At 72.5% G+C, this 24,442-nt stretch carries 18 protein-coding genes; 4 read left to right on the forward strand and 14 right to left on the reverse strand.

Going from position 1 to position 24,442, the window contains the following annotated elements:
- The first annotated feature begins 5 nt into the window (after positions 1-5).
- Positions 6-1,484, forward strand: a complete 1,479-nt coding sequence (locus SM447_RS20775) for an SDR family oxidoreductase (protein ID WP_474574509.1) — start codon at positions 6-8, stop codon at positions 1,482-1,484.
- 29 nt (positions 1,485-1,513) lie between these two features.
- Here SM447_RS20775 and SM447_RS20780 read toward each other — a convergent pair whose 3' ends face one another.
- From SM447_RS20780 to prmC, 4 genes are all read right to left on the reverse strand, one after another.
- Positions 1,514-3,625, reverse strand: coding sequence for a transglycosylase domain-containing protein (locus tag SM447_RS20780; protein WP_474574510.1), 2,112 nt, complete (start codon positions 3,623-3,625; stop codon positions 1,514-1,516).
- A gap of 96 nt (positions 3,626-3,721) precedes the next feature.
- A complete protein-coding gene (locus SM447_RS20785; protein WP_474574511.1) occupies positions 3,722-4,333 on the reverse strand; it encodes an arsenate reductase/protein-tyrosine-phosphatase family protein in 612 nt (203 codons plus the stop codon).
- On the reverse strand, positions 4,334-4,978 hold the full coding sequence (locus SM447_RS20790) for an L-threonylcarbamoyladenylate synthase (RefSeq protein ID WP_474574737.1): 645 nt from the start codon (positions 4,976-4,978) through the stop codon (positions 4,334-4,336). It lies immediately after the preceding gene.
- Complete coding sequence (gene prmC, locus SM447_RS20795; protein ID WP_474574512.1) at positions 4,978-5,943, reverse strand: peptide chain release factor N(5)-glutamine methyltransferase; 966 nt, start codon at positions 5,941-5,943, stop codon at positions 4,978-4,980. Before prmC ends, SM447_RS20790 begins: the two co-directional genes overlap by 1 nt.
- 74 nt (positions 5,944-6,017) lie before the next feature.
- On the opposite strand from prmC, the gene SM447_RS20800 reads away from it, so the two are divergent.
- On the forward strand, positions 6,018-7,568 hold the full coding sequence (locus tag SM447_RS20800) for a GGDEF domain-containing protein (RefSeq protein WP_474574513.1): 1,551 nt from the start codon (positions 6,018-6,020) through the stop codon (positions 7,566-7,568).
- 14 nt (positions 7,569-7,582) lie between these two features.
- On the opposite strand, the gene prfA is transcribed toward SM447_RS20800, so the two are convergent.
- The 4 genes from prfA to thrB form a co-directional block, all read right to left on the reverse strand.
- Positions 7,583-8,671, reverse strand: a complete 1,089-nt coding sequence (gene prfA, locus SM447_RS20805) for a peptide chain release factor 1 (RefSeq protein ID WP_474574514.1) — start codon at positions 8,669-8,671, stop codon at positions 7,583-7,585.
- Positions 8,672-8,767: 96 nt separating this feature from the next.
- A complete protein-coding gene (gene rpmE / locus SM447_RS20810; RefSeq protein WP_278178965.1) occupies positions 8,768-8,992 on the reverse strand; it encodes a 50S ribosomal protein L31 in 225 nt (74 codons plus the stop codon).
- A gap of 287 nt (positions 8,993-9,279) precedes the next feature.
- A complete protein-coding gene (rho, locus tag SM447_RS20815; RefSeq protein ID WP_474574515.1) occupies positions 9,280-11,328 on the reverse strand; it encodes a transcription termination factor Rho in 2,049 nt (682 codons plus the stop codon).
- 296 nt (positions 11,329-11,624) lie between these two features.
- A complete protein-coding gene (gene thrB / locus SM447_RS20820) occupies positions 11,625-12,578 on the reverse strand; it encodes a homoserine kinase (protein WP_474574516.1) in 954 nt (317 codons plus the stop codon).
- A 119-nt stretch (positions 12,579-12,697) separates the two neighbouring features.
- Here thrB and SM447_RS20825 point away from each other — a divergent pair, with 119 nt between their 5' ends.
- A complete protein-coding gene (locus SM447_RS20825; RefSeq protein ID WP_474574517.1) occupies positions 12,698-13,108 on the forward strand; it encodes a hypothetical protein in 411 nt (136 codons plus the stop codon).
- 16 nt (positions 13,109-13,124) lie between these two features.
- Here SM447_RS20825 and SM447_RS20830 read toward each other — a convergent pair whose 3' ends face one another.
- The 3 genes from SM447_RS20830 to SM447_RS20840 all read right to left on the reverse strand — a co-directional run bounded on the left by SM447_RS20830 (position 13,125) and on the right by SM447_RS20840 (position 19,647).
- Positions 13,125-14,366 carry an MFS transporter gene (locus SM447_RS20830; RefSeq protein ID WP_474574518.1) on the reverse strand — a complete coding sequence of 414 codons (1,242 nt, stop codon included), beginning with the start codon at positions 14,364-14,366 and terminating at the stop codon, positions 13,125-13,127.
- Positions 14,367-14,457: 91 nt separating this feature from the next.
- Positions 14,458-17,763 carry an efflux RND transporter permease subunit gene (locus tag SM447_RS20835; RefSeq protein WP_474574519.1) on the reverse strand — a complete coding sequence of 1,102 codons (3,306 nt, stop codon included), beginning with the start codon at positions 17,761-17,763 and terminating at the stop codon, positions 14,458-14,460.
- Positions 17,764-17,772: 9 nt separating this feature from the next.
- On the reverse strand, positions 17,773-19,647 hold the full coding sequence (locus tag SM447_RS20840; RefSeq protein WP_474574520.1) for an ABC transporter ATP-binding protein: 1,875 nt from the start codon (positions 19,645-19,647) through the stop codon (positions 17,773-17,775).
- Positions 19,648-19,719: 72 nt separating this feature from the next.
- Between SM447_RS20840 and SM447_RS20845 the strand changes: the two genes are divergently transcribed.
- Entirely contained in the window at positions 19,720-20,286 is a 567-nt protein-coding gene (locus tag SM447_RS20845) for a TetR/AcrR family transcriptional regulator (RefSeq protein ID WP_474574521.1), read from the forward strand.
- Between the two features lie 366 nt (positions 20,287-20,652).
- Here the strand turns inward: SM447_RS20845 and thrC are convergent, their stop codons facing one another.
- The 3 genes from thrC to lysA are packed head-to-tail and all read right to left on the reverse strand — an operon-like array spanning position 20,653 to position 24,442.
- Positions 20,653-21,702 (reverse strand): threonine synthase, encoded by a 1,050-nt coding sequence (thrC, locus tag SM447_RS20850; RefSeq protein WP_474574522.1) that lies wholly within the window; start codon positions 21,700-21,702, stop codon positions 20,653-20,655.
- Positions 21,703-21,737: 35 nt separating this feature from the next.
- The gene (locus SM447_RS20855; RefSeq protein WP_474574523.1) at positions 21,738-23,060 is read right to left on the reverse strand and encodes a homoserine dehydrogenase; all 1,323 of its coding nucleotides are present in this window, start codon (positions 23,058-23,060) and stop codon (positions 21,738-21,740) included.
- On the reverse strand, positions 23,057-24,442 hold the full coding sequence (gene lysA, locus SM447_RS20860; protein ID WP_474574524.1) for a diaminopimelate decarboxylase: 1,386 nt from the start codon (positions 24,440-24,442) through the stop codon (positions 23,057-23,059). The genes SM447_RS20855 and lysA overlap by 4 nt, the downstream gene beginning before the upstream one ends.

The following is a 24,442-nucleotide window of genomic DNA, read 5'->3' on the forward strand; positions in this document are numbered from 1 at the left end:
GAGGCGTGAGATGCCTGGTGACCGGTGCGACCGGATACATCGGCGGGCGCCTGGCGCCGCGCCTGCTGGCCGAGGGATACACGGTGCGCTGTCTGGCGCGGCGGGCCGGCCGGCTGCGCGACGTGCCGTGGGCCGCGCAGGTCGAGGTGGTCGAGGGTGACCTGAGCCGGCCGGAGAGCCTGGCCGGGGTGTTCGACGACGTCGACGTGGCGTACTACCTGGTGCACTCGCTCGGCCAGGCCGGCTTCGAGGCCGCCGACCGGCAGGCCGCGACCGCCTTCGCGGACGCCGCCCGCGCCGCGGGCGTACGCCGGATCGTCTACCTGGGCGGGCCGGCGCCGGCCGCCGGCGACGAGCGCTCGTCGGCGCACCTGCGCTCCCGCACCGAGGTGGGCCGGATCCTGCTGGACAGCGGGGTGCCGACGGTGGTGCTGCGGGCAGCGGTGATCATCGGTTCGGGCTCGGCCTCCTTCGAGATGCTGCGCTACCTGACCGAACGGCTGCCGGTGATGGTCACCCCGCGCTGGGTCGCCAACCGGATCCAGCCGATCGCGGTCCGCGACGTGCTGCGCTACCTGGTCGGCTGCACCGGAATGCCAGCGGAGCTCAACCGTGCCTTCGACATCGCCGGCCCGGACGTGCTGACCTTCGGCGACATGATGCAGCGCTACGCGCGGGTCGCCGGGCTCTCCCGCCGGATCCTGTTACCGGTACGGCCACTGACGCCCACGCTGTCGTCGTACTGGGTCGGACTGGTCACCCCGGTGCCGAACGCGCTCGCCCGGCCGCTGGTGGAGAGCCTGGTGCACGAGGCGGTCGCGCACGAGCACGACATCGCGGCGTACCTGCCGGACCCTCCGGGCGGGCTCACCGGCTTCGACCGGGCCGTCGAGCTGGCGCTGGCCATGGTCCGCGACGCCCAGGTGGAGACCCGCTGGTCGACCGCGGCCGGTGCGGACGCCCCCGCCGAGCCGTTGCCCAGCGACCCGCAGTGGAGCGGCGGCACCGCCTACACCGACCTGCGGGAGCAGGCGGTGGACGCCTCGCCGGAGGCGTTGTGGCAGGTGATCGAGGGGGTCGGTGGAGACAACGGCTGGTACTCGTTCCCGCTCGCCTGGTCGGTGCGCGGCTGGTTGGACCGACTGGTCGGTGGGGTGGGGCTGCGGCGTGGTCGGCGTAACCCCCACCACCTGCGGGTGGGTGAGGCGCTGGACTTCTGGCGGGTGGAGGAGATCGTGCCGGGCGAGCTGCTGCGGCTGCGCGCCGAGATGCGGTTGCCCGGCCGAGCCTGGTTGGAGATGCAGGTGCAGCGGGACGACGACGGAGGGGTGCGGTACCGGCAACGGGCGGTGTTCCTGCCCCGGGGTCTGGCGGGGCACGCGTACTGGGCCGCGGTGGCGCCGTTCCACGCGCTGGTCTTCGGCGGCATGGCCCGCAACATCGCTGTGGGCGCCGAACGTCTCGCCGTGCCGGCCCGGCCGTAGGCCGCCGTTCACGAGCCCAGCCGCGCCGGTCAGTTGCCGGTGCGCTGCCCGGTGACCCGCCAGGCGGTCATCTCGCTCGGCGGCACGAAGTCACGCACCGGCTCGTCCCGCAGCGCGAAGGCCAGGATCTCGCCGATCCCCTCCACCATGGCGTCCTGCACCGCCCGACCGACGGCGTCGTGCGGCTCGTCGGGGTTCGCCGCCATCGCCGCCACCGCCAACTGCGGGGTGAGGGCCACCACCGTCTCCGTGGCGTACCGCTCGGAGCTGCCCGTCTTGCCCGCGACCGGCCGGCCGAGCTGACCGCGCAGCCGGGCCGCCGTGCCGCCGGCACAGCCGTGGTACATGGACTGGTCGCCGACCGGGCAGCGGGCCGCGTCCGCCGCCGCGCGGGCCACGTCGACGTCGAGCACCTGCCGGCAGTCCGGCTGCCCGGCGGTCACCGGCCGGCCGGTGGCGTCGGTGATCGAGGTGACCGGTGTGGGGGCGCACCAGGTGCCCTCCGCACCCAGCGTCGCGTACGCCCCGGCCAGGTCGAGCGGGGTGGTGGCGGACACGCCCAGGGTGAACGGCCCCCACTCTCGCGCGCCGTGCCGGGCCAACTGGGCGTCGTCCTCGGCCCGGAACACGATGCCGAGCCGTTCGGCCATCTCCACCACCCGGTCCGCGCCGACCCGTTCGGTCAGCCAGGCGAAGTAGGTGTTCACCGAGTCGCCGAAGGCGGTCCACATGTCGTGCCGGCCGCTCATCGAGGCGCTGGCGTTCTGCGGGCACCAGTACCCACCGCAGCTCGCCTCGCCGCTGACCCGGTAGTCGGTGATGATCCGTCGAGGCGCGGCGAAGACCGTGTTCAGGGGCAGTCCGGCCTCCAGGGCCGCCAGCATGGTGAAGAGCTTGAACGTGGATCCGGCCTGGTAGCCGACGATGGTGCCGCCCCCGGCGACGAGCTGGTTGACGGTGTTCGGGTGGTTCTGCTGCCCGCCCGGGTTCGCGGCCACGCTGTAGACCCGGTTCACCGACATCGCGAGTACCCGCCCGGTGCCGGGCTGGACCACGGCGGTGGGCATGGCGTGCGGATGCTCGGCCGGGTAGATCCGTCGGACCTGTTCGGTGGTGGCCCGCTGCACCCCGGGGTCGAGGGAGGAGACGATGCTGAACCCGCCCCGGCGCAGGGTGCGCTGCCGCTCGTCGACGCTGGCGCCGAAGGCCTTCTGGTCGTTCCACCAGCGGGTGAACCAGTCGCAGAAGAATCCCCAGTCGTTGTGCCCCTCGGGCACCGCGGTGCAGTCGTTCGGAGTTTCGCTGGGCCGCAGGTTCAACGGTTCGGCCGCCGCCCGGGCCGCCTGCTCCGGGTCGACCACGCCGGACTCGACCATCCGCTCCAGCACGTAACCACGGCGGGCCGTCGCGCTGTCGGCGTCCCCGTTGATCGGGTCGTCGCTGTGGGGGGAACGGACCAGTCCGGCCAGCAGCGCCGCCTGGGCCAGCGTGAGTTCGGCCGGGGACGTGGAGAAGTAGCGCTTGCTGGCGGCGGCGACGCCGTACGCCCCGGCACCGAAGTACGCGATGTTGAGGTACCGGGTCAGGATCTGGTCCTTGCTCAGCTCCCGCTCCAGCGCCAGCGCGTACCGGATCTCCTGGATCTTGCGAGCGGTGCTCACCTCGGTGGCCGCCGCCCGCTGCGCCTCGGTCAGCCGGGGATCGGTGCTCAGCACGTTGCGGACGTACTGCATGGTCAGCGTGGAGGCGCCCTGCCGGGTGACCCCGTCGCGCCGGTTGGCGGTGAACGCCCGCACGATGCCCCGCAGGTCCACCCCGCTGTGCTCGTGGAATCGGGCGTCCTCGGCGGCGATGATCGCCTGACGCATCACCGGAGCCACCTCGTCCAACGGCACGTCCACCCGGTCCTCCTGGTAGAAGGAGGTGATCAGGGTGGTGCCGTCGTTGGCGTAGAGGTTGGACCGCTGGGCAGTCGGCGGTGTGCGCAACGTGTTGGGCAGCTCCGCGTACGGCGCGGAGAGCGCCGAGAAGCCGATGCCGAACACCAGCGCGGCCGGCAGCGCCGCCGCCGCCAGCACCAGGCCGGCCAGTGCGCCGGCCAGCAGAACGGTGAACATCTTCGGCAGGAACGCCCGGGTCATCAGCTCTCCCCGCAGGAGCCGTCAGGACTCCCCCAGGATGGCGCTAATCCCCCTTTGTGCCGCGCTTTTCCCTCAAACCCGGATGAAATTCGCCGATCAGGGGAGCAGCAGCGCGGCGAGCGGCTGCACCGTCTCCTCGATCTCGTCGGCCACCCGGCTGAAGCACTGGTCGCCACGCCCCCACGGGTCGTCGAGGTCGTCGGTGGGCAGCGGGGTGGCACCCTGGCGGGCCGCGTGCGCCGCCTCGACCAACGCCACACCACGGGCGTGGACGGCGTCGGGGGTGGCGTCGACCGCCGGCAGCGGGGCCGGATCGAGGACGGCCAGCAGGCGTCCGAACTCACCGAGCACGAACGTACGGGCGGCGGCGTCGGGTCGCAGCGCGGTCACGTACTCCTGCTGGTCAGCCGTGGCGGTGAGGACCAGATCGGCGGCGTCGATGTGGTCGGAGCGCAGCTTGCGCGCGGCGAAACCGGCGACGTCTCCGCCCCGGTTGAGAACCTGACGGGCGGCCGGCGGGTTCATCTCCTCGCCAGCGTGCCACCCACCGGTACCCGCGCTGTGGCTGTGCAGCAGTTCCTCGGCCCGGGCCGGATCGACCTCGCGTCGGGCCAGCCGGTCGGCCACGGCGAGGGTGAGCAGCCGCTCGGCCATCGGCGAGCGACAGATGTTTCCCATGCAGACGTGCAGGACGGTGAAGGGAGGCACCTACGCCACCTGACTCTCGCGCAGTTCCGGCACCACGTCGCGCAGCCGGGCCAGGTCGATCGCGCCCTCCCGGACGAGCACCGGCTCGTCACCGGTCAGGTCCACGATCGTGCTCGGCACCGGATCCACCGCCGGCCCCGCCTCCAGGTAGGCCCGCACGGAGTAGGCCAGTTGGTCACGCGCCTGGTCGGCGGTGAGCGCGGCCGGTTGGCCGGCCTTGTTGGCCGAGGCCACGGCCATCGGCCCGGTCTCGCGGAGCACCTCCAGCGCCACCGGGTGCAGCGGCATCCGCACCGCCACCGTGCCGCTGTCGTCGCCGAGATCCCACCGCAGGGTCGCCGAGTGCCGCACCAGGATGGTCAGCGCCCCCGGCCAGAAGGCCTCGACCAGGTCCCGCGCCGCCGCCGGCAGCGTGTAGGCGAGGCCGTCGAGGGTGTGCCGGGAACCGATCAGCACCGGCGGCGGCGCGTGCGGGACGCCCTTGGCGTCCAGCAGCGCCTTGACCGCGTACGGGGTGAACGCGTCGGCACCGATCCCGTAAACCGTGTCGGTCGGCAGGACGACCAGCTCACCGTTGCGGACCGCCTCGATGGCCGCGGCGATGCCGCGGTCCCGGTCGGCGAGCGACCGGCAGTCGTAGAGCATCACGAGGAGCCAGTCTGCCACGTCACGGCCGGGTCGGGTGGCGGGCGGTCCGCCCGGCGGGACGCCGTGACGAATCGGGGCCGGCCAGCGAGGTCACGATGGCCGACGATCGCGGCGTACCGGCCGTCGGCGGCGATCAGTTCGGGCACCACGGCACCCTGGCTGTCATCGTGTTCGATGCCGAGGGTGCCGCCGGGACGCAGCAGGGACGCCGCACGGTCGATCACCCGACGGATGACGTCCAGCCCGTCGGCCCCGCCGAACACGGCCTCCGCCGGGTCGTGGTCGGCCACCTCCGGGGGCACGGCCACCGTGAGCGGCACGTACGGCGGGTTGCACAGCAGCACGTCCACCTCGCCGACCAGCCCGTCCAGCAGCGCCGGACCGGTGACGTCCGCCGCCACCACCTCGATCGGCCGGTCACCGGCGGCGGCCCGGGCGGCCGCGTTGCGCCGCAGCCAGGACAACGCCTCCGACGAGCGTTCCACCGCCACCACCCGGGCACTCGGCACCTCGTACGCCACCGACAGGGCGATCGCGCCGGAACCGCTGCACAGGTCGACCACCAGCGGCCCGGCCGGCTCTCCGGTCCGTGCCGCCTGTCGGGCCTGCTCGACGCCCCAACCGGCGAGCAGTTCGGTCTCCGGACGCGGCACGAACACGCCCGGCCCGACGGCCAGTTCCAGGTGCCGGAATCCGGCGGTGCCGGTGAGATGCTGGAGGGGTTCCCGTCGTGACCGGCGGGCCACCAACGCACGGTATCGGTCGAGTTGCCCGTCGGTGAACCCGTCCGCCAGGGCCAACCGTCCGCGGGGCACCTGGAGCACGTACGCGGCCAGCAGTTCCGCCTCCGCACGGGCCGAGGCCACGCCGGCGGCGGCGAGGACCCGGGCCGACTCGGCGACCACGGGAGTCGGACGGTGGCGTCTCGTCCCTTCGGACGGGTGTTGCGGCGCGGTGGTCACGCAATAATCATGAGGCGTCGCCGTGCACGTGCATCAGCGGGTGCACGCGCGGCACACCGACAGGGAGGTCGTGGGTGGGCTGGCTCGACCGGGTCGGAGACCAGGTTGACGCCCTGACGAAGGCGCGGGCGTTGCAGGAGGTGAGCCGCTCCAACGAGGCGTACGGGCTCCTGGAACGGGTGCTGTGTACCAGTCGCGACCCGAACGCTCGCGCCGACGCCCTCGTCCAGCGGCTCTCCGCGCTGATCAATCTAGGGCGCACCGCCGAGTACACCCGCGCCATCGAGGAGGCCTCCGCGGCGGTACGCGACCTCGCCGAGCCCTATCTGCACGGGCACCTCAACGCGCTGGCCGCGCTGGCCGCCCACCACCAGGGCGCGCTGGACCGCTGTGTGACGCATCTGGTCAAGGCCGCTCGGGCGCTCGGTGCGGTGGAGGACCCGGACCGGGACACCGCCTGGGGCTGGCACGACCTGGCGATGGCCTACTCGTACCTCAGCTTCCACGGTTACGCGTTGGGCGCGATCGAACGCGCCCGGCAACTCGGCACCGCAGCCGGAATTCCGGAGGAGACGTTCGCCGCGCCGGGCATCCGGTTGCGCAACGCGGTCGCGCTGGACCACACCGGCGACAGCGACGGCTGCCTGCGCGTGCTGCGGGACGTCGGCGGCGACCTCGACCGGTTCGTGACCACCGGGCGCGCCGACCGGCTACGCCCGAGCAGCCTGGCCGCCTACGGTTACGCGGCCGCCCGCCGGTGCGCGCTCGGTGACGACGTCGACCTCGCCCCGGGCCGGGATCCGGCCCGCCTGCTCGGGCACGGGGCGGACAGTGCCCGCGCCCGCGACATGCGTCAGCTCGGTCAGGTGTGTCTGGCCATCGCCAGCGGGCGGCCGATCGAGGCCGTCACCCGGCTGGACACCGTCCAGGTCTCCGCGGAGACGCTGGGCGCGGCCGAACCGGCTCGGCTGCGCAGCATGGCGCTGGGGCGGGCGGGTGACCACGCGGCCGCGCACCGCGCCGACCGGCTGGCCTTCCGGCTCGCCGCCCAGCGCCATGACCGCCTCCGCGACGTCTACATCGACGGCATCGCCGCGCGCATCGACCACGAGGAGATGCGCCGCGAGGCGGCGCGGTTCGAGGGGGAGGCGCTGACCGACCCGTTGACCGGGCTGCCCAACCGGCGCCGGCTGGAACGCTACATCGCGGCCGTGGTCGCCCGGGGCGAACGGGTGGTGATCGGCGTCTGCGACCTGGACGGTTTCAAGGCGGTCAACACGCGGCACGGACACCACTCAGGTGACCTGGTTCTGCAACGCATCGCCGGGGTGATCAACCGGGTGATGCGTCGGGGCGACTTCGTCGCCCGGTACGGCGGCGACGAGTTCGTGGTGGTGCTGCCGGAAGCGGGTATGGCCGAGGCGGCCGAGGTGGCCCGACGCATCGACGCCGCCATCCGTGCCGAGGAGTGGGAGTCCCTGGTACCCGGCACTCCGGTCGGCGTCAGCATCGGCTTCGCCGAGGTGGGCTCCGGTGGGCCCGGCCAGCGGGACGCGCTCGGCGCCGCGTTCGAGGCAGCCGACCGCGAGATGCTGCGGGCCAAGGCCCGCCCGCGTACCGCCTGACGAGGGACGGCGTCTCAGCGGCGGGCCAGCTCCGCGTCACCCGCCAGGCGCGCGGCCCGGTCCGCCTCGCCGAGCGCGTCGAGCACGCCGTCCAGTTCCCCGGCGAGCACCAGATCCAGGTTGTACGCGGTGAAGCCGATGCGGTGATCGGTGATCCGGTTCTGCGGGAAGTTGTACGTACGGATCCGCTCGGAGCGGTCCACCGTACGCACCTGGGCCTTGCGCGCGTCCGAGGCGGCGGCGTCGGCCTGCTCCTGCGCCGCGGCGAGCAGCCGGGCGCGCAGGATCCGCATCGCCTGCTCCCGGTTCTGGAGCTGGGACTTCTCGTTCTGGCAGGAGACCACGATGCCGGTGGGCAGGTGGGTGATCCGGACCGCCGAGTCCGTGGTGTTCACCGACTGGCCCCCGGGCCCGGACGACCGGAACACGTCGATGCGCAGCTCGTTCGGGTCGATGGTGACATCGACCTCCTCGGCCTCCGGCAGCACCAGCACGCCGGCCGCGCTGGTGTGGATGCGCCCCTGCGACTCGGTGACCGGGACCCGCTGCACCCGGTGTACGCCGCCCTCCCACTTCAATCGGGACCAGACGCCGTTGCCCCCCTCGGGCACTCCCTTTGTCTTGATCGCCAGTGAGACGTCCTTGACGCCACCGAGATCGGAGTCCTGGGCGTCGATGACCTCGGTGAGCCAGCCGCGCCGCTCCGCGTACCGGGTGTACATGCGCAGCAGGTCACCGGCGAACAGCGCGGACTCCTCGCCACCCTCACCCGCCTTGATCTCGACGATGACGTCCTTGGCGTCGTGCGGGTCACGCGGAATGAGCAGCTCGGCGAGGCGCTCCTCCAGCGCCGGGAGCATCGCCGCGAGCGTCTCGGCCTCCGTCGCGAAGGAGGCATCCTCGGCGGCGAGTTCACGCGCGGCGGCGAGATCGGCGCGGGCCTGCTCCAGCTCAGCAGCCGCCTTGTGCAGCGGCACCAGCTCGGCGTAGCGACGGCCTACCCGGCGGGCGGTGCCCTGGTCGGCGTGGATCGCGGGGTCGGCCAGGCGCTTCTCCAGCTCGGCGTACTCGTCGAGGAGGGCGGCCAGGCGCTCGCTGCTCATGCTCGGTAACGCTCCTTGGGCGGCGGGGAGACCGGGGACACAGACGGACGACGCCCGCGGCCGGCGGCAAACCGGACGCGGGCGTCGGACGAGGAGCTACTTGGCCTTCTTGCCCTGAACCTTGGCGTACTTCTGCTGGAACTTCGCGACCCGACCAGCGGTGTCCAGCACGCGCTGCTTGCCCGTGTAGAACGGGTGGCAGGCGCTGCACGTCTCGACGTGGATCGAGCCGCCCTTGGCGGTGCTGCGGGTGGTGAAGGTGTTACCGCAGGAGCAGGTGACCTCGGTGGTCACGTACTCCGGGTGGATGTTGGGCTTCATGTCGCCTCGGTCCTCTCGTCTGTGGTCGCCGGGTCGCCCCTGGCCGCTGTTGCCTGCCGATGTGGGCGTGAACCGGAACCGGTGGCCGATTGACCAGTCTGCCATGGGCGTGGACCGCCCCTGGAGGCGGGCCGCGTCACGGGGGTGCGCTGGTCGTGCAGGTCAACACCGGGCCGTCCGGACGCATTCCCACCGCCCCGGTGGAGCATTCCTGGCCACGCGGTCCGGATCCGGCGAGGGGCGCGGCCGGTGTCGGCCGCGCCCCTCGCCGTACGGTGCCGGGGAGGTCACTCCCCCGGCGTCGACTTGGCGATCTGCATCAGGAACTCGATGTTGGTGCGGGACTGCTTGAGCCGGTCCAGCAGGAGGTCGAGCGCCGCCTGGGAGTCCAGCGAGTGCAGCACCTTGCGGAGCTTGTGCACGATTGCCAACTCCTCCGGCGCGAGCAGGATCTCCTCCTTGCGCGTGCCGGACGGGTGGATGTCGATGGCCGGGAAGGTCCGCTTGTCGGCGATCTTCCGGTCCAGCTTCAGCTCCGCGTTACCGGTGCCCTTGAACTCCTCGAAGATGACCGTGTCCGCCATGGAGCCGGTCTCCACCAGGGCGGTGGCGAGGATGGTCAGCGAGCCGCCGTTCTCGATGTTGCGCGCCGCGCCGAGGAACCGCTTCGGCGGGTAGAGCGCCGTGGAGTCGATACCACCCGACATGATCCGGCCACTGGCCGGTGCCGCCAGGTTGTACGACCGGCCGAGCCGGGTCACCGAGTCGAGCAGCACGACCACGTCGTGGCCCAGCTCGACCAGGCGCTTGGCCCGCTCGATCGCCAGCTCGGCGACGGTGGTGTGGTCCTGCGGCGGGCGGTCGAACGTGGCCGCGATGACCTCGCCCTTGACCGACCGCTGCATGTCGGTGACCTCTTCGGGCCGCTCGTCCACCAGCACCACCATCAGGTGGCACTCCGGGTTGTTGTGCGTGATCGCGTTCGCGATCGCCTGCAGCACCATGGTCTTACCGGCCTTCGGCGGCGACACGATCAGCGCCCGCTGCCCCTTGCCGATCGGCATGACCAGGTCGATGACCCGGGTGGTGAGGATGTGCGGCTCGGTCTCCAGCCGCAGCCGCTCCTGCGGATACAGCGGGGTGAGCTTGTAGAACTCCGGCCGACGCTTGGCCTCGTCGGGCTCCATCCCGTTGATGGTGTCCAGCCGGACCAGCGGGTTGTACTTGTCGCGCCGCTGCTCGCCGTCACGCGCCGCACGAACCGCACCGGTGATCGCGTCGCCGCGACGCAGGCCGTACTTCTTGATCTGGGACATCGACACGTAGACGTCGTTGGGGCCGGCCAGGTAGCCGGTGGTCCGGACGAAGGCGTAGTTGTCCAGCACGTCCACGATGCCGGCCACTGGCACGAGCACGTCGTCCTCGCCGACCTGCGGCTCGCGACCGTTGTCACCGCCGGACTCGCCCCGGTCACCACGGCCCCGTCGACGGTCCCGGAAGCGGCTGCGCCGACTGCGCCGGCCGCCGCCCTCGCCGTCGTCGTCACCGTCGTTGTCCCGCTCGGCACGCTGTCCCCGGTCGCCGCGGTCGCCACGATCGGCGCGATCGCCACGCTCACCACGATCGGCGGCACGCTCGCCCCGCTCGGCGCGGTCGCCCCGGTCGCCACGCTCGGCACGGTCGCCGCGCTCGGCACGCTCACCACGGTCGCCGCGCTCGGCACGCTCACCACGGTCAGCGGCACGCTCGGCACGCTCGCCCCGCTCGGCACGGTCGCCACGGTCAGCGGCACGCTCGGCACGGTCGCCGCGCTCGGCACGGTCACCACGGTCAGCGGCACGCTCGGCACGGTCGCCGCGCTCGGCACGATCGCCGCGGCCGGACCGACCCTCGGAACGCTCGCCCTCGGCGGCGGTCTCCTCGGCGCGCGGTTCCGCCACGGCGGTCCGGCTACGCCGGGTACGGCCACGGCCCTCGTTCTCGACGCTCGCCGCCGGCTGCTCGGCGCCACGGCGCTCAGCCTCCGACCGCTCACCCGCGTCGCGTACCTCCGCGTGGACCTCCTCGCGGACCGGTGCGGCGGCCGCCGCGACCTCGGCCCGTGGTCGAGGGGCCCCGGCAGCGCCGCCCTGCCGCTCGGTGATCGCGCTGATCAGCTCGCCCTTGCGCATGCGAGCCGTCCCCGAGATGCCGAGCGACGCAGCCAGGCTCTGCAGCTCCGGCAGCAGCATCGCCGACAGACCGGTACCGCTGCGCCGACGGCGGGCGGGGGCAGCGGTGGTGGCATCGCCAGCGACGTTGGAAACATCCGACGTCACGTCGGTGGTGTCGCTCAATGGATTCCTTCCCTCGATAGGCCGGGACTGCCCGGAATCGACAACAGGTGGCCGGGCGGCCTCGGTGCACCCGCCTCGCATGACGCTTCGCGGGAGTCTGTAACACAGCAGCCGGTCGGTCACCCGACCCACCAGATGCGCCGGTGAGCGGGGTTTCGCCGTCTGCGGCGACCAGTGAAGACTGCGGTGCGGCGTGGGCCTAGGCAGGGGTGACGGGCTTACCGCCGAAAGCTTCGGGGGTGCGCCGACCCGCAGGAGATCGCATGCTTCGCGGCTGTGCTAAGTCTAGAGCGTAATCAACTCTTCCGACCTGCGGCAACAGGGTCCCGCTCCGCGTGTCCGAGTCTACCCCGTCGAACCTGCGCGCCGCATACGTCCACCGACAACCGCAGCGGTCGCCAATCTGTTCCCGCGTCGAAGTCTACGGGCAGCTCAGGCAGGGCGAGCACGGTGGGGCCCGCCCCACTGACCACGGCGGCCACACCCGCCGCACGCAACTCGTTGACCAGCGCGGCCGTACCCGGCATCGAGGGTGCCCGGCTGTCCTGGTGCAGCCGGTCGGCGGTCGCCGGCAGCAGCAGTGCCGGTTGCGTGGTCAACGCGTGCACCAGCAGGGCCGCTCGTCCGGCGTTGAACGCGGCGTCGGCGTGCGGCACGGTCGCCGGTAGCGCCGCGCGGGCCGAGGCGGTCAGCCCGCGTTCGGCGGGCACCAGCACCGTGGGACGCACCCCGTCGGCCACCGGCAGCGACACCGCCCGCGCGCCACTGGCTTCCGTCCAGGCCAGGGTGAAGCCGCCGAGCAGGCAGGGCGCGACATTGTCCGGATGGCCCTCGATGCGGGCCGCCAACCGCAGCACGGCCTCGTCGTCGAGGCGGCGCTCCCCGTCCGTCACCAGAGCCCGGGCCAGCAGCACCCCGGCGACGATCGCCGCGGAGGAGGAGCCGAGCCCGCGTGCCTGCGGGATCCGGTTGACGCACTCCACGGCCAGCCCCGGCGGTTGCCCGCCCAGCGCGTCGAAGGCCGCCCGCATGGCGCGTACCACCAGGTGCCCGTCGTCGACCGGCAGGTCGCCGGCGCCCTCGCCGATCACCGTCACCCGCACACCCTCGGTCGTGACCTCGGCGGCCACGTCGTCATGCAGCGCGAGGGCCAGCCCGAGCGCGTCGAAACCCGGCCCCAGGTTCGCACTGGTGGCGGGGACCCGGGCCCGGACCGGTTCGGCGACGAATGTGATCGGCACGTCGCCCATGCTAGGGACACCGACCGCCGGTGGGGACCTTCGCCCGGCTCCTGGGACGCCCGGCACGTCCGCCGCCGGTTGCCAGCAGACGTTAGGCTCCCGCCGACCGAAGGCTTTGGAAGGTGGACATGGGAAACCTCGGATACGTGCTGATCCAGCTGGCGACGCAGCTACCGACGTTCGCGGTCCTGCTCACCGGCGGACTGCTGGTGACGACCGGCCGGTACCGGCTGCCGCCATCGGCACGCCGCCTGCTGCTGGCCGGGCTCGGTACGCTGCTGCTCCTCGCGCTGATCAGCACCCTGTGGTCGATCATGCTGCCCTGGGCCGCCACGGACGACCCCACCAGGTACGGCGCACTGGCCCTGGTCATGGGGGTGATCCAGGCTCTGCTCCTGCCCCTCGGGCTCGGCCTGCTCATCGCAGCTGCCGTCAGCGGTCGCCGCACCGCCTCCGGGCCGGGCGGCGCGCCCGCTGACGGCGCACCAGCCTGGGCCGTGGCGCCGGATCCGCAACGACCGCCCACCGTCGCCCGGTAGTCCCGAACGGAGGTGTCTACCGGGTCGTGCCCGCGACCACGGGTGGCGGCGCGGCGAGCGAGAGCCGCCGGGTCGCGATCCGCCAGCCGATCGCGTAGACCAGGGTGACCAGGCCGCAGCCGGCCAGCACGACCCGTTCGTCGACCAGGTCGACGACCGCGGCCACCACCAGCTGGCTGACCGAGATCGCCAGGGTCGCCAGCATCATGTCGGTGGCGAAGACCCGACCCCGTAGCCGGTCCGGCACCTCGCCCTGCAACGCGAAGTTCGACATCACCCAGTTGCTGCCACCCGCGAAGTGGGCCACGAAGACCAGCACCAGCACCAGCGGGAACCAGGCCGCCACGGAGGTGCCGAGGTAGGCCAGACCGTACGCCGACATGGACAGTGCCAGGCCCGGCAGCAGCCAGGCACGGTTGGTCAGCACCCGACGCATCAGGATGGGGCCGACCAACGCGCCGGCACCGCGTACGGCGAACAGCAGGCCGGCGCCGAGCGCGCCGACCCCGTAGACCCCGGCGAGCAGCGGAAACACGGTCAGCACGCCGTTGCCGAGACCCACCGCCGACTTGACCGTCACCAGCGCCAGCACCCGCGGACGGTGCCCGATGTAGCTGAGCGCCTCGCGGATGGCCGCCCAGGTCTGCGGTGGTCTCGCGCCCTGCTCGCGGGGGGCCTGCAACGGGCGGCGGATGAGGGTGGCCAGGCCCGCGGCGATCACCAGCGCGACGGCACCGACCCAGAAGCACACGTACGGTCCGGCCGCCGCGCTCAGGACCCCGCCGAGCGACGCGCCGACGATGGTCATCGTGCCCCACGCCGACCCGGCGACCGCGTTACCCGCGGCCAGTTCCTCCGGGTCGAGGACGTTCGGCAACGCCGCCTGTGCCGCCGGGGAGTAGAACGCCTTGGCCACCGCGACCACGCCGATGCCGAGCAGCGCCAACCAGGCCGTGCCGGCACTGCGTACGGCGAGCAGCAGCAGGACCCCGACCAGCGCCGCGCAGTTCGAGACGATCATGATCGTGCGTCGGTCGAACCGGTCCGCGATGGTGCCGGTGTACGGCAGCAGCAACGCCACGATGCCGGTGTCCACGGCGAGCACCAGGGCTCCCCACACGCCGCTGCCGGTCAGCTTCGGCAACAGCACGAGCAGCGGCACCATGACGAACCAGTCGGCGCCGAAGACCACCAGCTCGGCCAGGAAGAGGTTGCGGAAGTTCCGGTTCCGGGTGAGGACCGAGAGGGTGGACGCCACGGAGCGGACCATACCCAAACACGGTCAGTGGTTGCGTCGGAGCGCGGACAGCGGCCCCCCGGAGGGCCCGAGGACCCTCCGGGGGCACCGGTCACTCGGCGGGCGGGAACGGTGAGCTGCGGCTCTTCGGCAGCCGGAGCACCTCGAACTGGTCGGTGTTCTCGATCAACGCACCGGACGGCGCCGCCGGCACCGGTCGACTCTCCCGCCGGACGGCGTCGGTCGCGCCGGCACCGACCCCCGCACCCACCGGGGCCCGCTCGGTGGTGTCCGGCGCGGTGTCCTCGACGGCGCTCGCCGCACCTACGCTCGCCCCGCCTCCGTCCGGTGTGTCACCGGACCGGCGGTGACGCCACGCCCGCACCGACACCTTGGTGTCCTCCACCATCGCGTACAGCGTCGGCACCAGGATCAGCGTGAGCAGGGTGGAGGTGAGCAGGCCGCCGATCACCACGATCGCCAGCGGCCGGGAGATGAAACCACCCTCCCCGGTGAGCCCGAAGGCCATCGGCGTCAACGCGAAGATGGTGGCGATCGCGGTCATCAGGATCGGCCGCAGCCGGTGCCGCCCGCCCTCGACCACCGCCTCCCGTACGCCCATCCCCTGAGCTCGGTACTGGTTGACCAGATCGAGCAGCACGATCGCGTTGGTCACCACGATGCCGACCAGCATGAGCACGCCGATCAGCGCCGGGACGCTCAGCGCGGTACCGGTGGCCAGCAGCAGGGCGACCGCGCCGGTGGCCGCGAACGGGATGGAGACCAGCAGGATCAGGGCCTGGATCACGCTGCGGAACGTCGCCATCATGATCAGGAAGACGATCGCGATCGCGGCCAGCACGGCCAGGCCCAGGTCGGCGAAGGTCTCCCGCTGCTCGGCGCTGACGCCACCCAGCGTGAGGGTCGCGCCCGGTACGTCGATCGCGTCGAGGCGGCTCTGCAGCTCGGTACTGATCGCGCCGAGGTCCGACCCGGTGACCGTGCCGGTCACCGAGACGCTGCGTTCGCCGTCGATCCGGCGTACCTGCTGCGGTCCGGTGGTTTCCGTGATGTCGGCGATGTCGTCCAGCTTGACCGAACCGACGCGCAGCGCCCGCAGCCCCTCCACGGTCACCGGCGGCGTCGCCGACAGGCGCAGCACCACGTCCCGGGCGGCGCCGTCGACGGTCACCTGACCCAGGGGCGTACCCCGGAAGGCCTGCGACACCAACTGCCCGACGGCGGCCTCGGTGAGTCCGGCCCGGCTGGCGGCGACCCGGTCGACGGTCACGTCGACGCGCGGCACCCGGTCGGCCAGGGTGGTCGAGACGTCCTCGACGCCCCGGATACCGGCCATCGCCGTCTCGGCCCGCTCCGCGGCGGCGGCCAACGCCTCAGGGTCGGCGGCCCGGACGATCACCGCCAGCTCGTTGGCGGAGGCCCCGCCCTGGCCGGCCGGGAAGGTGATCTCGCCGGCCTCCGGCCCGAGCGCCGCGAACCGGTCCCGCAGCACGCCCCGCATCGCCTTGGCGTCGGTCTCGCCGCCGAGCCGCAACGCGTAGTTGGCCACGTTGTTGCCGGCGCTGCCGGCCCAGGGCGTGTCGCCGCCGCCGGCGGTCACCTGGTACGACTCGACGCCCGGGGTGCTCGCCAGCACCGCCTCGACCCGACGGGCCGCCGCGTCGGTGCCGGACAGTCCCGTGCCGACCGGCAGTTCCTGCCGAATGTTGAGGGTGTCCTGGCCGGAGTCGTCCAGGAAGTTCGTCTCCAACTGCCGGGCCAGCCCGAAGGTGCCGACCAGCACCAGCAGCCCCGCCGCCAGGGTCGCCCAGCGGTAGGCCCGCCGCCCGGTGGCGAACCGGATGACCGGCAGGTACGCCCGCTGCAACGGGCTGCGCAGTTCGCGTTCCTCGGCGGCCCGCCGGACCGCCACCCCGTCGGTGGCACCGGTCACCGGCTTGAGGAACCAGTACGCGAGCACCGGGATCACCGTCAGCGACACCAGCAGCGAGGCCAGCAGCGCCACGGTGACCGTGATCGCAAAGGGCGCGAAGAGCTGACCGACGAAACCACCGACCAGAGCGATGGGGGCGAAGACGGCCACCGTGGTCAACGTCGACGCGGTGACGGCACCGGCCACCTCGCGTACGGCCGTGATGATCGCCTGTCGCTTGGGCCCCCCGTACGTCAGGTGCCGCTTGATGTTCTCCAGCACGACGATCGAGTCGTCGACCACCCGGCCGACCGCGACGGTCAACGCGCCGAGGGTGAGCAGGTTGAGCGAGTAGTCGCCGATCCAGAGAGCGATCAGCGCGACCACCACCGACAGCGGAATGGAGACCGCCGTCACCACGGTGGAGCGCACCGACAGCAGGAAGACCAGGATGACCACCACGGCCATGATCAGGCCGAGCAGGCCCTCGGTGCTCAGCGTCTTGATGGACTTCTCCACGAACGGCGCCTGGTCGAGCACGACGGTCAGCTCCGCACCGGTGGCGGACCGCAGGTCGGCGAGGCGGTCGGCGACCGCGTGCGAGATCTCCACCGCGTTGCCGTCCGGGTCGGCGGTGACCGCGATGCCGAGACTCTCGCGACCGTTGGTCCGGGTGATCGCGGTGGCCGGAGCGAGGCCGTCCGCCACCGTCGCGACATCACCGAGGCGGACCGGACCGGCCTTCTTGGCCGGCGGGGCGACGACCACGTCACGCAGCTCGTCCAGGGTGGTCAGCGGGGCACCGACCTGCACCGGCAGGCTGCGGTCACCGTCGAGTACGGCACCGGCCGGCACCGCCACGCCGTTGGCCCGCAACGCGGTGCCGATCGCGGTCGGCTGCACCTTCGCCCTGGCCAGCTTCGCCGGATCCGGCGTGATCACCACCAGTTCGTCCCGAACGCCGGTCAGCTCGACGCTGCGGACGCCCTCGATCGCCGCCAGTTCCGGCACCACGACGTCACGCAGCTTGCCGGCGAGGGCCCGCTGGTCGTCGTCGCCGGACGCGGCCAGCACCACGGCCGGCAGGTCGTCGGTACTGCCCGCGATGACCTGCGGCTCCACCCCGTCGGGCAGTCGGGTCCGGTTCAACGCGGTCTGCATCCTGCCGACCACGTCGTCGAGGTCCGTACCGAACTCGTACTGCACCTGGATGGTGGTCAGGCCCTCCCGGGAGGTCGAGATGACCGTGTCGAGACCGGAGATGCCGCGCAGGCTGTTCTCGATCGGCTCGGCGACCTGGGATTCGACGACCTCCGGTGCGGCACCGGGGTACTGGGCCACGATGAACGCGGCGGGGAACTCCAACGACGGTAGAAGTTGCTGCTTCAGCGACGGCACGGCGTACGCACCGAACGCCGTGGTCACCACCGCGATGAGGGCTACCAGCCCCCGGTTGGCGAGGCTGAATCTGGCGAGCAGCGACATCGGCGTGGCTCACTCCTGGGGGAGACGGTCGAGGGGCACGAGCAGTGTGCCCGACCCGGCCGGCCCACCGGCCTCCGGGGCGGCCGAGCCGTCGGCGGTGCCGATTCGCAGCGATTTCACCAGGTCGCGGTACAGCTCATCGATGCGCAGCAGGGTCGCGTGGTCACCGACGGCTCGGATCCTGCCACGGTCCATCACGACGATCTGGTCGGCGTCGAGCACGGTGGAGAGCCGGTGCGCGATGGTCACCACCGCGCCCGCCGCGGCCAGCTGCCGTACGCACCGGCCGACGGCCGCCTCGGTCAGCCCGTCGACCTGGGAGGTGGCCTCGTCGAGCAGCAGCACGTCCGGGGTACGCAGCACGGCCCGAGCCAACGCGATGCGCTGCCGCTCGCCGCCGGAGACGGTGGTGGCGCTCAGCGGTGTGTCCAGCCCACGGTCGAGCGATCGCACCTTGTCATGCAGCTCGACGGCGCGCAGCGCGGTCCAGAGCTCCTCGTCGCTCGCGTCGGGATGGGTGAAGCGCAGGTTGTCGCCGATGGTGCCGGGTACGACCGGCGCCTCCTGCTCGACATAGGCCAGCCGGGCGCGGATCTCACCGGGAGTGTGCTCCGGGTAGGGACGGCCATCGAGCAGCAGTCGGCCCTGCTCGGGTTCGAGGAAGCGCAGCAACAGGGAGAACAGCGTGGTCTTGCCGGCACCGGAGGGTCCGACGATCGCGGTGTGGCCGACCCGTGGGATCTCCAGGTCGATGCCACGTACCGCGGGTGGTACACCCGGGGCGTACCGCGCGGTGACCCCCCGCAGCGCCAGCACGGGGTCGCGGCGGTCCGTACCCTCGGGTCCGCGCGGCGCGGCCGCAGCCGCCGGTCCGGGTGGCGGAGCCGCCGGCTCGACCGCCATGGCCTCGATCTCCCGCAGCCGGCCGGCCGCCGCGATGCCGGCCTGCATGGCCGTCATGTTCTGGGTCAGCTCGCTGATCGGCCCCATCAGTTGGAAGGCGTAGAGCAGGAACGCGATGAGCGTGGAGACCTCGATGAGGCCGCGCTCGGCGCGCGCCGCCCCGAACCCGAGGATGACGATCACGGCGAGCTGGATGCCCGTCCAGGAGATGGTCCAGACGGTGGCGGCGCGGCGAGCGGCGTGGATGCCGTGCCGCGCCGCGTCCTCGGCATGCCTGGTGATCATGGTCGCCTGGCGTTGCTCGGCCCGGCTGGCCTTGACCGTGCGGATGGCCCGCAGCGAGCCCTCCAGAATCCCGCCGAGACGCCCCACCGACTCCTGCGCCGCTTCCTGGGCCCGCCCGATCGACGGCAGCAGGAGTCCCATCAGCAGCGCGACGGCCACGACCGCGACGAGTGTCGTGCCGAGCAGCACCACGTCGAGCGTGCCCATCAGCACGAGCGTCCCGACCAGCGCCACCGCCCCGTTGATCAGGCCGACGAGGCTGCCGGACGCCTCGTGCAGCAGCCCTGGGTCGGAGGTCGCCCGGGTGACCAGTTCGCCGCTGGGCCGGCGGGTCAACTGATCGATCCGGGCGGCGAAGTAGCGGCGGACGACCCCGGACCGCGCGTCGAGCACCACCCGCTCGGCGACGCCACCCATCAGCATCCACTGCCACAGCGAGATGGCGGCACCGACGACGACCAGCGCGAACAGCACGGTCACCGGCCGGGACAGCGAGCCGCCGGCACCGAGGGTGTCCAGTACCCACTTGGTCACCAGCGGGGTCGCGAGCCCGGCGGCGTTGGCCAGCAGGCCGAGCAGCAACCCGAGCAGCATGGCCGGCCAGTGCGGCCGGAGGTAGGCCAGCAGAAGGCCGGTACGGGCCCGGTGGAGGGTCGGCTGAAGGTCGGTCGGTGCGGAAGCAGCGGTCTCGGTCACCCCGCAATGGAACACCGATGTTCCATTACGGGCAAGTGTTATTCGGAATACGGACATTGGTAGCCTCTCCTCGTGACGAGCACCGAGGAGAGCGGTAGCCGGCTGCGGACCCGGCAGGCCATCCTGCAGGCGGCGATCGAGGTGCTGAGCCGCAACCCCGCCGCCAGCCTCGGCGACATCGCCACCGCCGCCCAGGTCGGCCGGACCACGCTGCACCGCTACTTCCCGGAACGGTCGGACCTGCTGGCCGGCGTGGTCGCGGAGGGCGTGGCTCGGTTGAACAACGCCACCGCCCGCGCCCGGCTGCACGAGGGCAGCGGCGCGGAGGCCCTCTACCGCCTCTGCGCCGAGTACTTCGACCTCGGGGACCTGCTCTCGCTGATCTTCGCCGAACCGCAACTCGTCACCGACCCGGCGTGGACCGCCGAAGTCTGCGACGACGACTTCCACGCCGTGGTGGCCCGGGGGCACGCCGACGGCAGCATCGACCCCGCGCTGCCCGCGGCCTGGTTGCAGTCCGTGCTCTGGTCACAGCTCTACGCCGGCTGGAGTTACCTGGCCGAACACGACGTCTCCCGCCACGAGGTGCTCGGCCTGGTCACCCGGACCGTCGCCGGCGCGGTCGCGCCCCGCCCCTGACCCGCCCTCGCCCCGAACCGGCTCACCGCCCGTGCCGCCACCTGTGACCCGAACCCCGTCCCGCCGCCGCAACCGCCAGGCCGCCTGCCTCCGACGCAAGGCCCTTGTCGACACTCCCGCGCTGTCGAGCTGACTGCACAGACGGATCGCCTGCCCCCAGCCCGTTCGCTGCCACCACACGTATGGGGAGATGGCCGAAGAAGCCCGACAAGCCGCTGAGAGCACAGACGGGTCAGCTCGACAGCGCGCGAGCCCTTTCCGCCCGGCAGGACACGCGCAACGATCTTCCGGAGGAACCGACTCCGAGCGGGTGGCGGGGACGGTGCCGGATGCGGCCCAGGTCGGGCGGCGGGCGGGGCCGGGAACTCAGGCGAGGTCGAGGGAACGGGCGGCGACGAGCGGGTCGTTGGCGATGGTCACCGGGGCGGGGGCGGTGGAGATGGCCCACTCGGGGTCCTTCAGGCCGTGCCCGGTGACCGTACAAACCACGGTGGACCCGGCCGGTACCCGCCCGGCGGCGGCCTGCTGGAGCAGGCCGGCGACGCTGGCCGCGCTGCCCAGTTCCACGAAGACACCGACTTCCCGGGCCAGCAGCCGGTACGCCGCCAGGATCTCCCGGTCGGTGACCGCCTCGATCAGGCCGCCGGAGGCGTCCCGCGCGTCCAGGGCCTTCGTCCAGCTCGCGGGGTTGCCGATCCGGATGGCCGTGGCGATGGTGGAGGGCTCGGCCACGACCTGCCCGGTCACGATCGGCGCCGCACCGGCCGCCTGGAAGCCGTACATCTTCGGTAGCCGGCTGGCGTTGCCGGCGTCGCGGTCCTCCCCGTAGCCCATCCAGTACGCGGAGATGTTGCCCGCGTTACCCACCGGCAGGCAGTGGATGTCGGGTGCGTCGCCGAGCGCCTCGACGATCTCGAAGGCCGCCGTCTTCTGGCCGTGCAGCCGGTCGATGTTGACCGAGTTGACCAGGGCCACCGGGTAGTCCTGGGCGAGCTTGGCGGCCAGCGCCAGGCAGTCGTCGAAGTTGCCGTTGACCTGGAGCAGCTTCGCGCCGTGCACGAGCGCCTGAGCCAGCTTGCCCAACGCGATCTTGCCCTGCGGCACCAGGACCGCACAGGTCATCCCGGCCCGGGCCGCGTACGCGGCGGCGGAGGCGCTGGTGTTGCCGGTGGAGGCGCAGATGATGGCCTTGTTGCCGGCCTCGACCGCCTTGGAGACGGCCATCGTCATGCCGCGGTCCTTGAACGAGCCGGTGGGGTTCGCGCCCTCCACCTTCAGGTACACGTCGCAGCCGAGCCGGGCGGAGAGCACCGGCGCGGGCAGCAGCGGGGTGTTCCCCTCGTGCAACGTGACCACCGGCGTGGCGTCGGTGACCGGCAGCCGGTCCCGGTAGGCGTCGATCAGGCCACGCCACATCTCGCGCTCCTCGCCTCTGCGAATGATCCGGCCGCTCACAGTCCGCCCTCGACCCGTAGCACGCTCGCCACCGACCGGACGATGTCCAGGCCACGCAGCTCCTGGACGGTCGCCGCGAGCGCCGCGTCCGGCGCGACATGGGTCACGATGACCAGTACCGCGTCGCCGGCCGCTCCGGCGGCACCGCCGGCGGGCCCCTGACGGACGGTGGCGATCGAGACGTCGTGCCGGGCGAACACTCCGGCCACCGCCTCCAGCACACCGGGACGATCGGCCACGTCGAGGCTGATGTGGTAGCGGGTGAGCGCCTCACCCATCGGCCGCACCGGCAGGTCGGCGTAGGCGGACTCGCTGGCGGCGCGGACCCCGGCGAGCCGGTTGCGGGCGACCGCCACCACGTCACCGAGCACCGCGCTGGCGGTCGGCGCCCCACCGGCACCCCGCCCGTAGAACATCAGCTGCCCGGCCGCCTCCGCCTCGACGAAGACCGCGTTGAACGCGTCGCCGACGCTGGCCAGCGGATGGGTCACCGGGATCATCGCCGGATGCACCCGGACGCTGACCGCCTCCCGGCCCTGCCCGTCGGCACCACGGGCGGCGATGCAGAGCAGCTTGATCGTGCAGCCCATCGCCTTGGCGCTGGCCACGTCCGCGGCGGTGACCTCGGTGATGCCCTCGCGGTGCACGTCGGCGGCACCGACCCGGGTGTGGAAGGCGAGCGAGGCGAGGATCGCGGCCTTCGCGGCGGCGTCGAAGCCCTCCACGTCGGCCGTCGGGTCGGCCTCCGCGTACCCCAGTTCGGTCGCCTCCTCCAGCGCCTCGGCGAACCCGGCACCGGTGGCGTGCATGGCGGAGAGGATGAAGTTGGTGGTGCCGTTGACGATGCCGGTGACGCGGGTGATGCGATCACCGTGCAGCGACTCACGCAGCGGGCGCAGCAGCGGGATGGCACCGGCCACGGAGGCCTCGTAGTAGAGGTCGCCACCCCCCTCGACCGCCGCGTCGTGCAGCGCGCCGCCGTCCTCGGCGAGCAACGCCTTGTTCGCGGTGACCACGCTCTTGCCGGCCCGCAACGCCTCCACCAGCCAGCCGCGCGCCGGCTCGATGCCGCCGACCACCTCGACCACCACGTCGACGTCGTCTCGCTTGATCAGCCCCAGCGCGTCGGTGGTGAACAGGGCCGGATCGACCGGCAGGTCGCCGCGATCCCGGCCGATCCGGCGTACGGCGATGCCGGCGATCTCCAGCGGAGCACCGACCCGGGCGGCGAGGTCCGCCGACTGCTCATGCAGCAGCCGGACCACCTCGGCACCGACGGTGCCGCAGCCGAGCAGGGCGAGGCGTACAGGTGACGTCATCCCACATCCAAAGCGAGCAGGTCCTCTTCGGTCTCCGGTCTAACGATCAGCCGGGCCCGGCCGTCTCTAACCGCGACCACGCCGGGGCGGGGCACGTGGTTGTAGTTGCTGGCCATGCTGCGGCAGTACGCACCCGTGCCGGGCACCGCGACAAGATCTCCGGGCTGCACGTCAGCGGGCAGGAATTCATCCTTCACCACGATGTCCCCGGACTCACAGTGCTTTCCCACCACGCGGGCGAGCATCGACCCGGCGGCGCTCGTCCGGGAGGCCAGCGTCGCCGAGTACGACGCGTCGTACAGCGCGGTGCGGATGTTGTCGCTCATCCCCCCGTCGACGCTGACGTACGTCCGGATGCCGTCGACGTCCTTGACCGTGCCGACCTCGTAGAGGGTGAACACGGCCGGGCCGACGATCGCCCGACCCGGTTCGATGGACAGGTGCGGGCTGACCAGCCGCTCCGCCGCGCACTCCGAGTCCACGATCTTGCGGAGCCGCTTGGCCAGGTCGTGCGGGGGCGCGGGGTCGTCCTGCGAGGTATACGCGATGCCGAAGCCGCCGCCGAGGTCCAGCTCGGGCAGGTCCACCCCGCGGGCGTCGCGGATCTGCGCCTGCAGGGCGAGCACCCGGCGCGCGGAGACCTCGAAGCCGCTGGTGTCGAAGATCTGCGAGCCGATGTGCGAGTGCAGACCCCGCAGCTCCAGCACGTCCTCGTCGAGCACGCGCAGCGCGGCGGTCAGCGCGGCCCCACCCGCGAGGGAGAAGCCGAATTTCTGGTCCTCGTGGGCGGTGGCGATGAACTCGTGGGTGTGCGCCTCCACCCCGACGGTGACCCGGATCAGCACCCGGGGTCGTACCCCGCGGTCGCGGGCCAGCGCGGTGAGCCGCTCGATCTCGTGGAAGGAGTCCACGATGATCCGGCCGACTCCGACGTCGAGGGCCCGGCTCAGCTCGGCCACCGACTTGTTGTTGCCATGGAAGCCGATCCGCTCCGGCGGCATCCCACCGGCCAGCGCCACGGCCAACTCCCCGCCACTGCACACGTCGAGGAAGAGCCCCTCCTCGGCGATCATCCGGACCACCGCCCGGCAGAGGAACGCCTTGCCGGCGTAGTAGACGTCCTCCGTCGGGAAGGCCGCCCGGAAGTCCCGGCAACGCGAGCGCAGGTCGTCCTCGTCGAGGACGTAGACCGGGGTACCGAACTCGGCGGCGATGTCACGTACGCCCAGGCCCGCGACGGTCAGCGCGCCGTCGGCACCGCGCGCCACGTTGACCGGCCACAGTTGCGGCACCAGGGCGTTGACGTCGTCCGGGGTACGCAGCCAGGCCGGTCCCCGGTTGCCGATGTCGCCGTGCAGCGCGCCCGCCTCGTGTGCCCGCAC

This window comes from Micromonospora aridisoli (assembly GCF_056150025.1).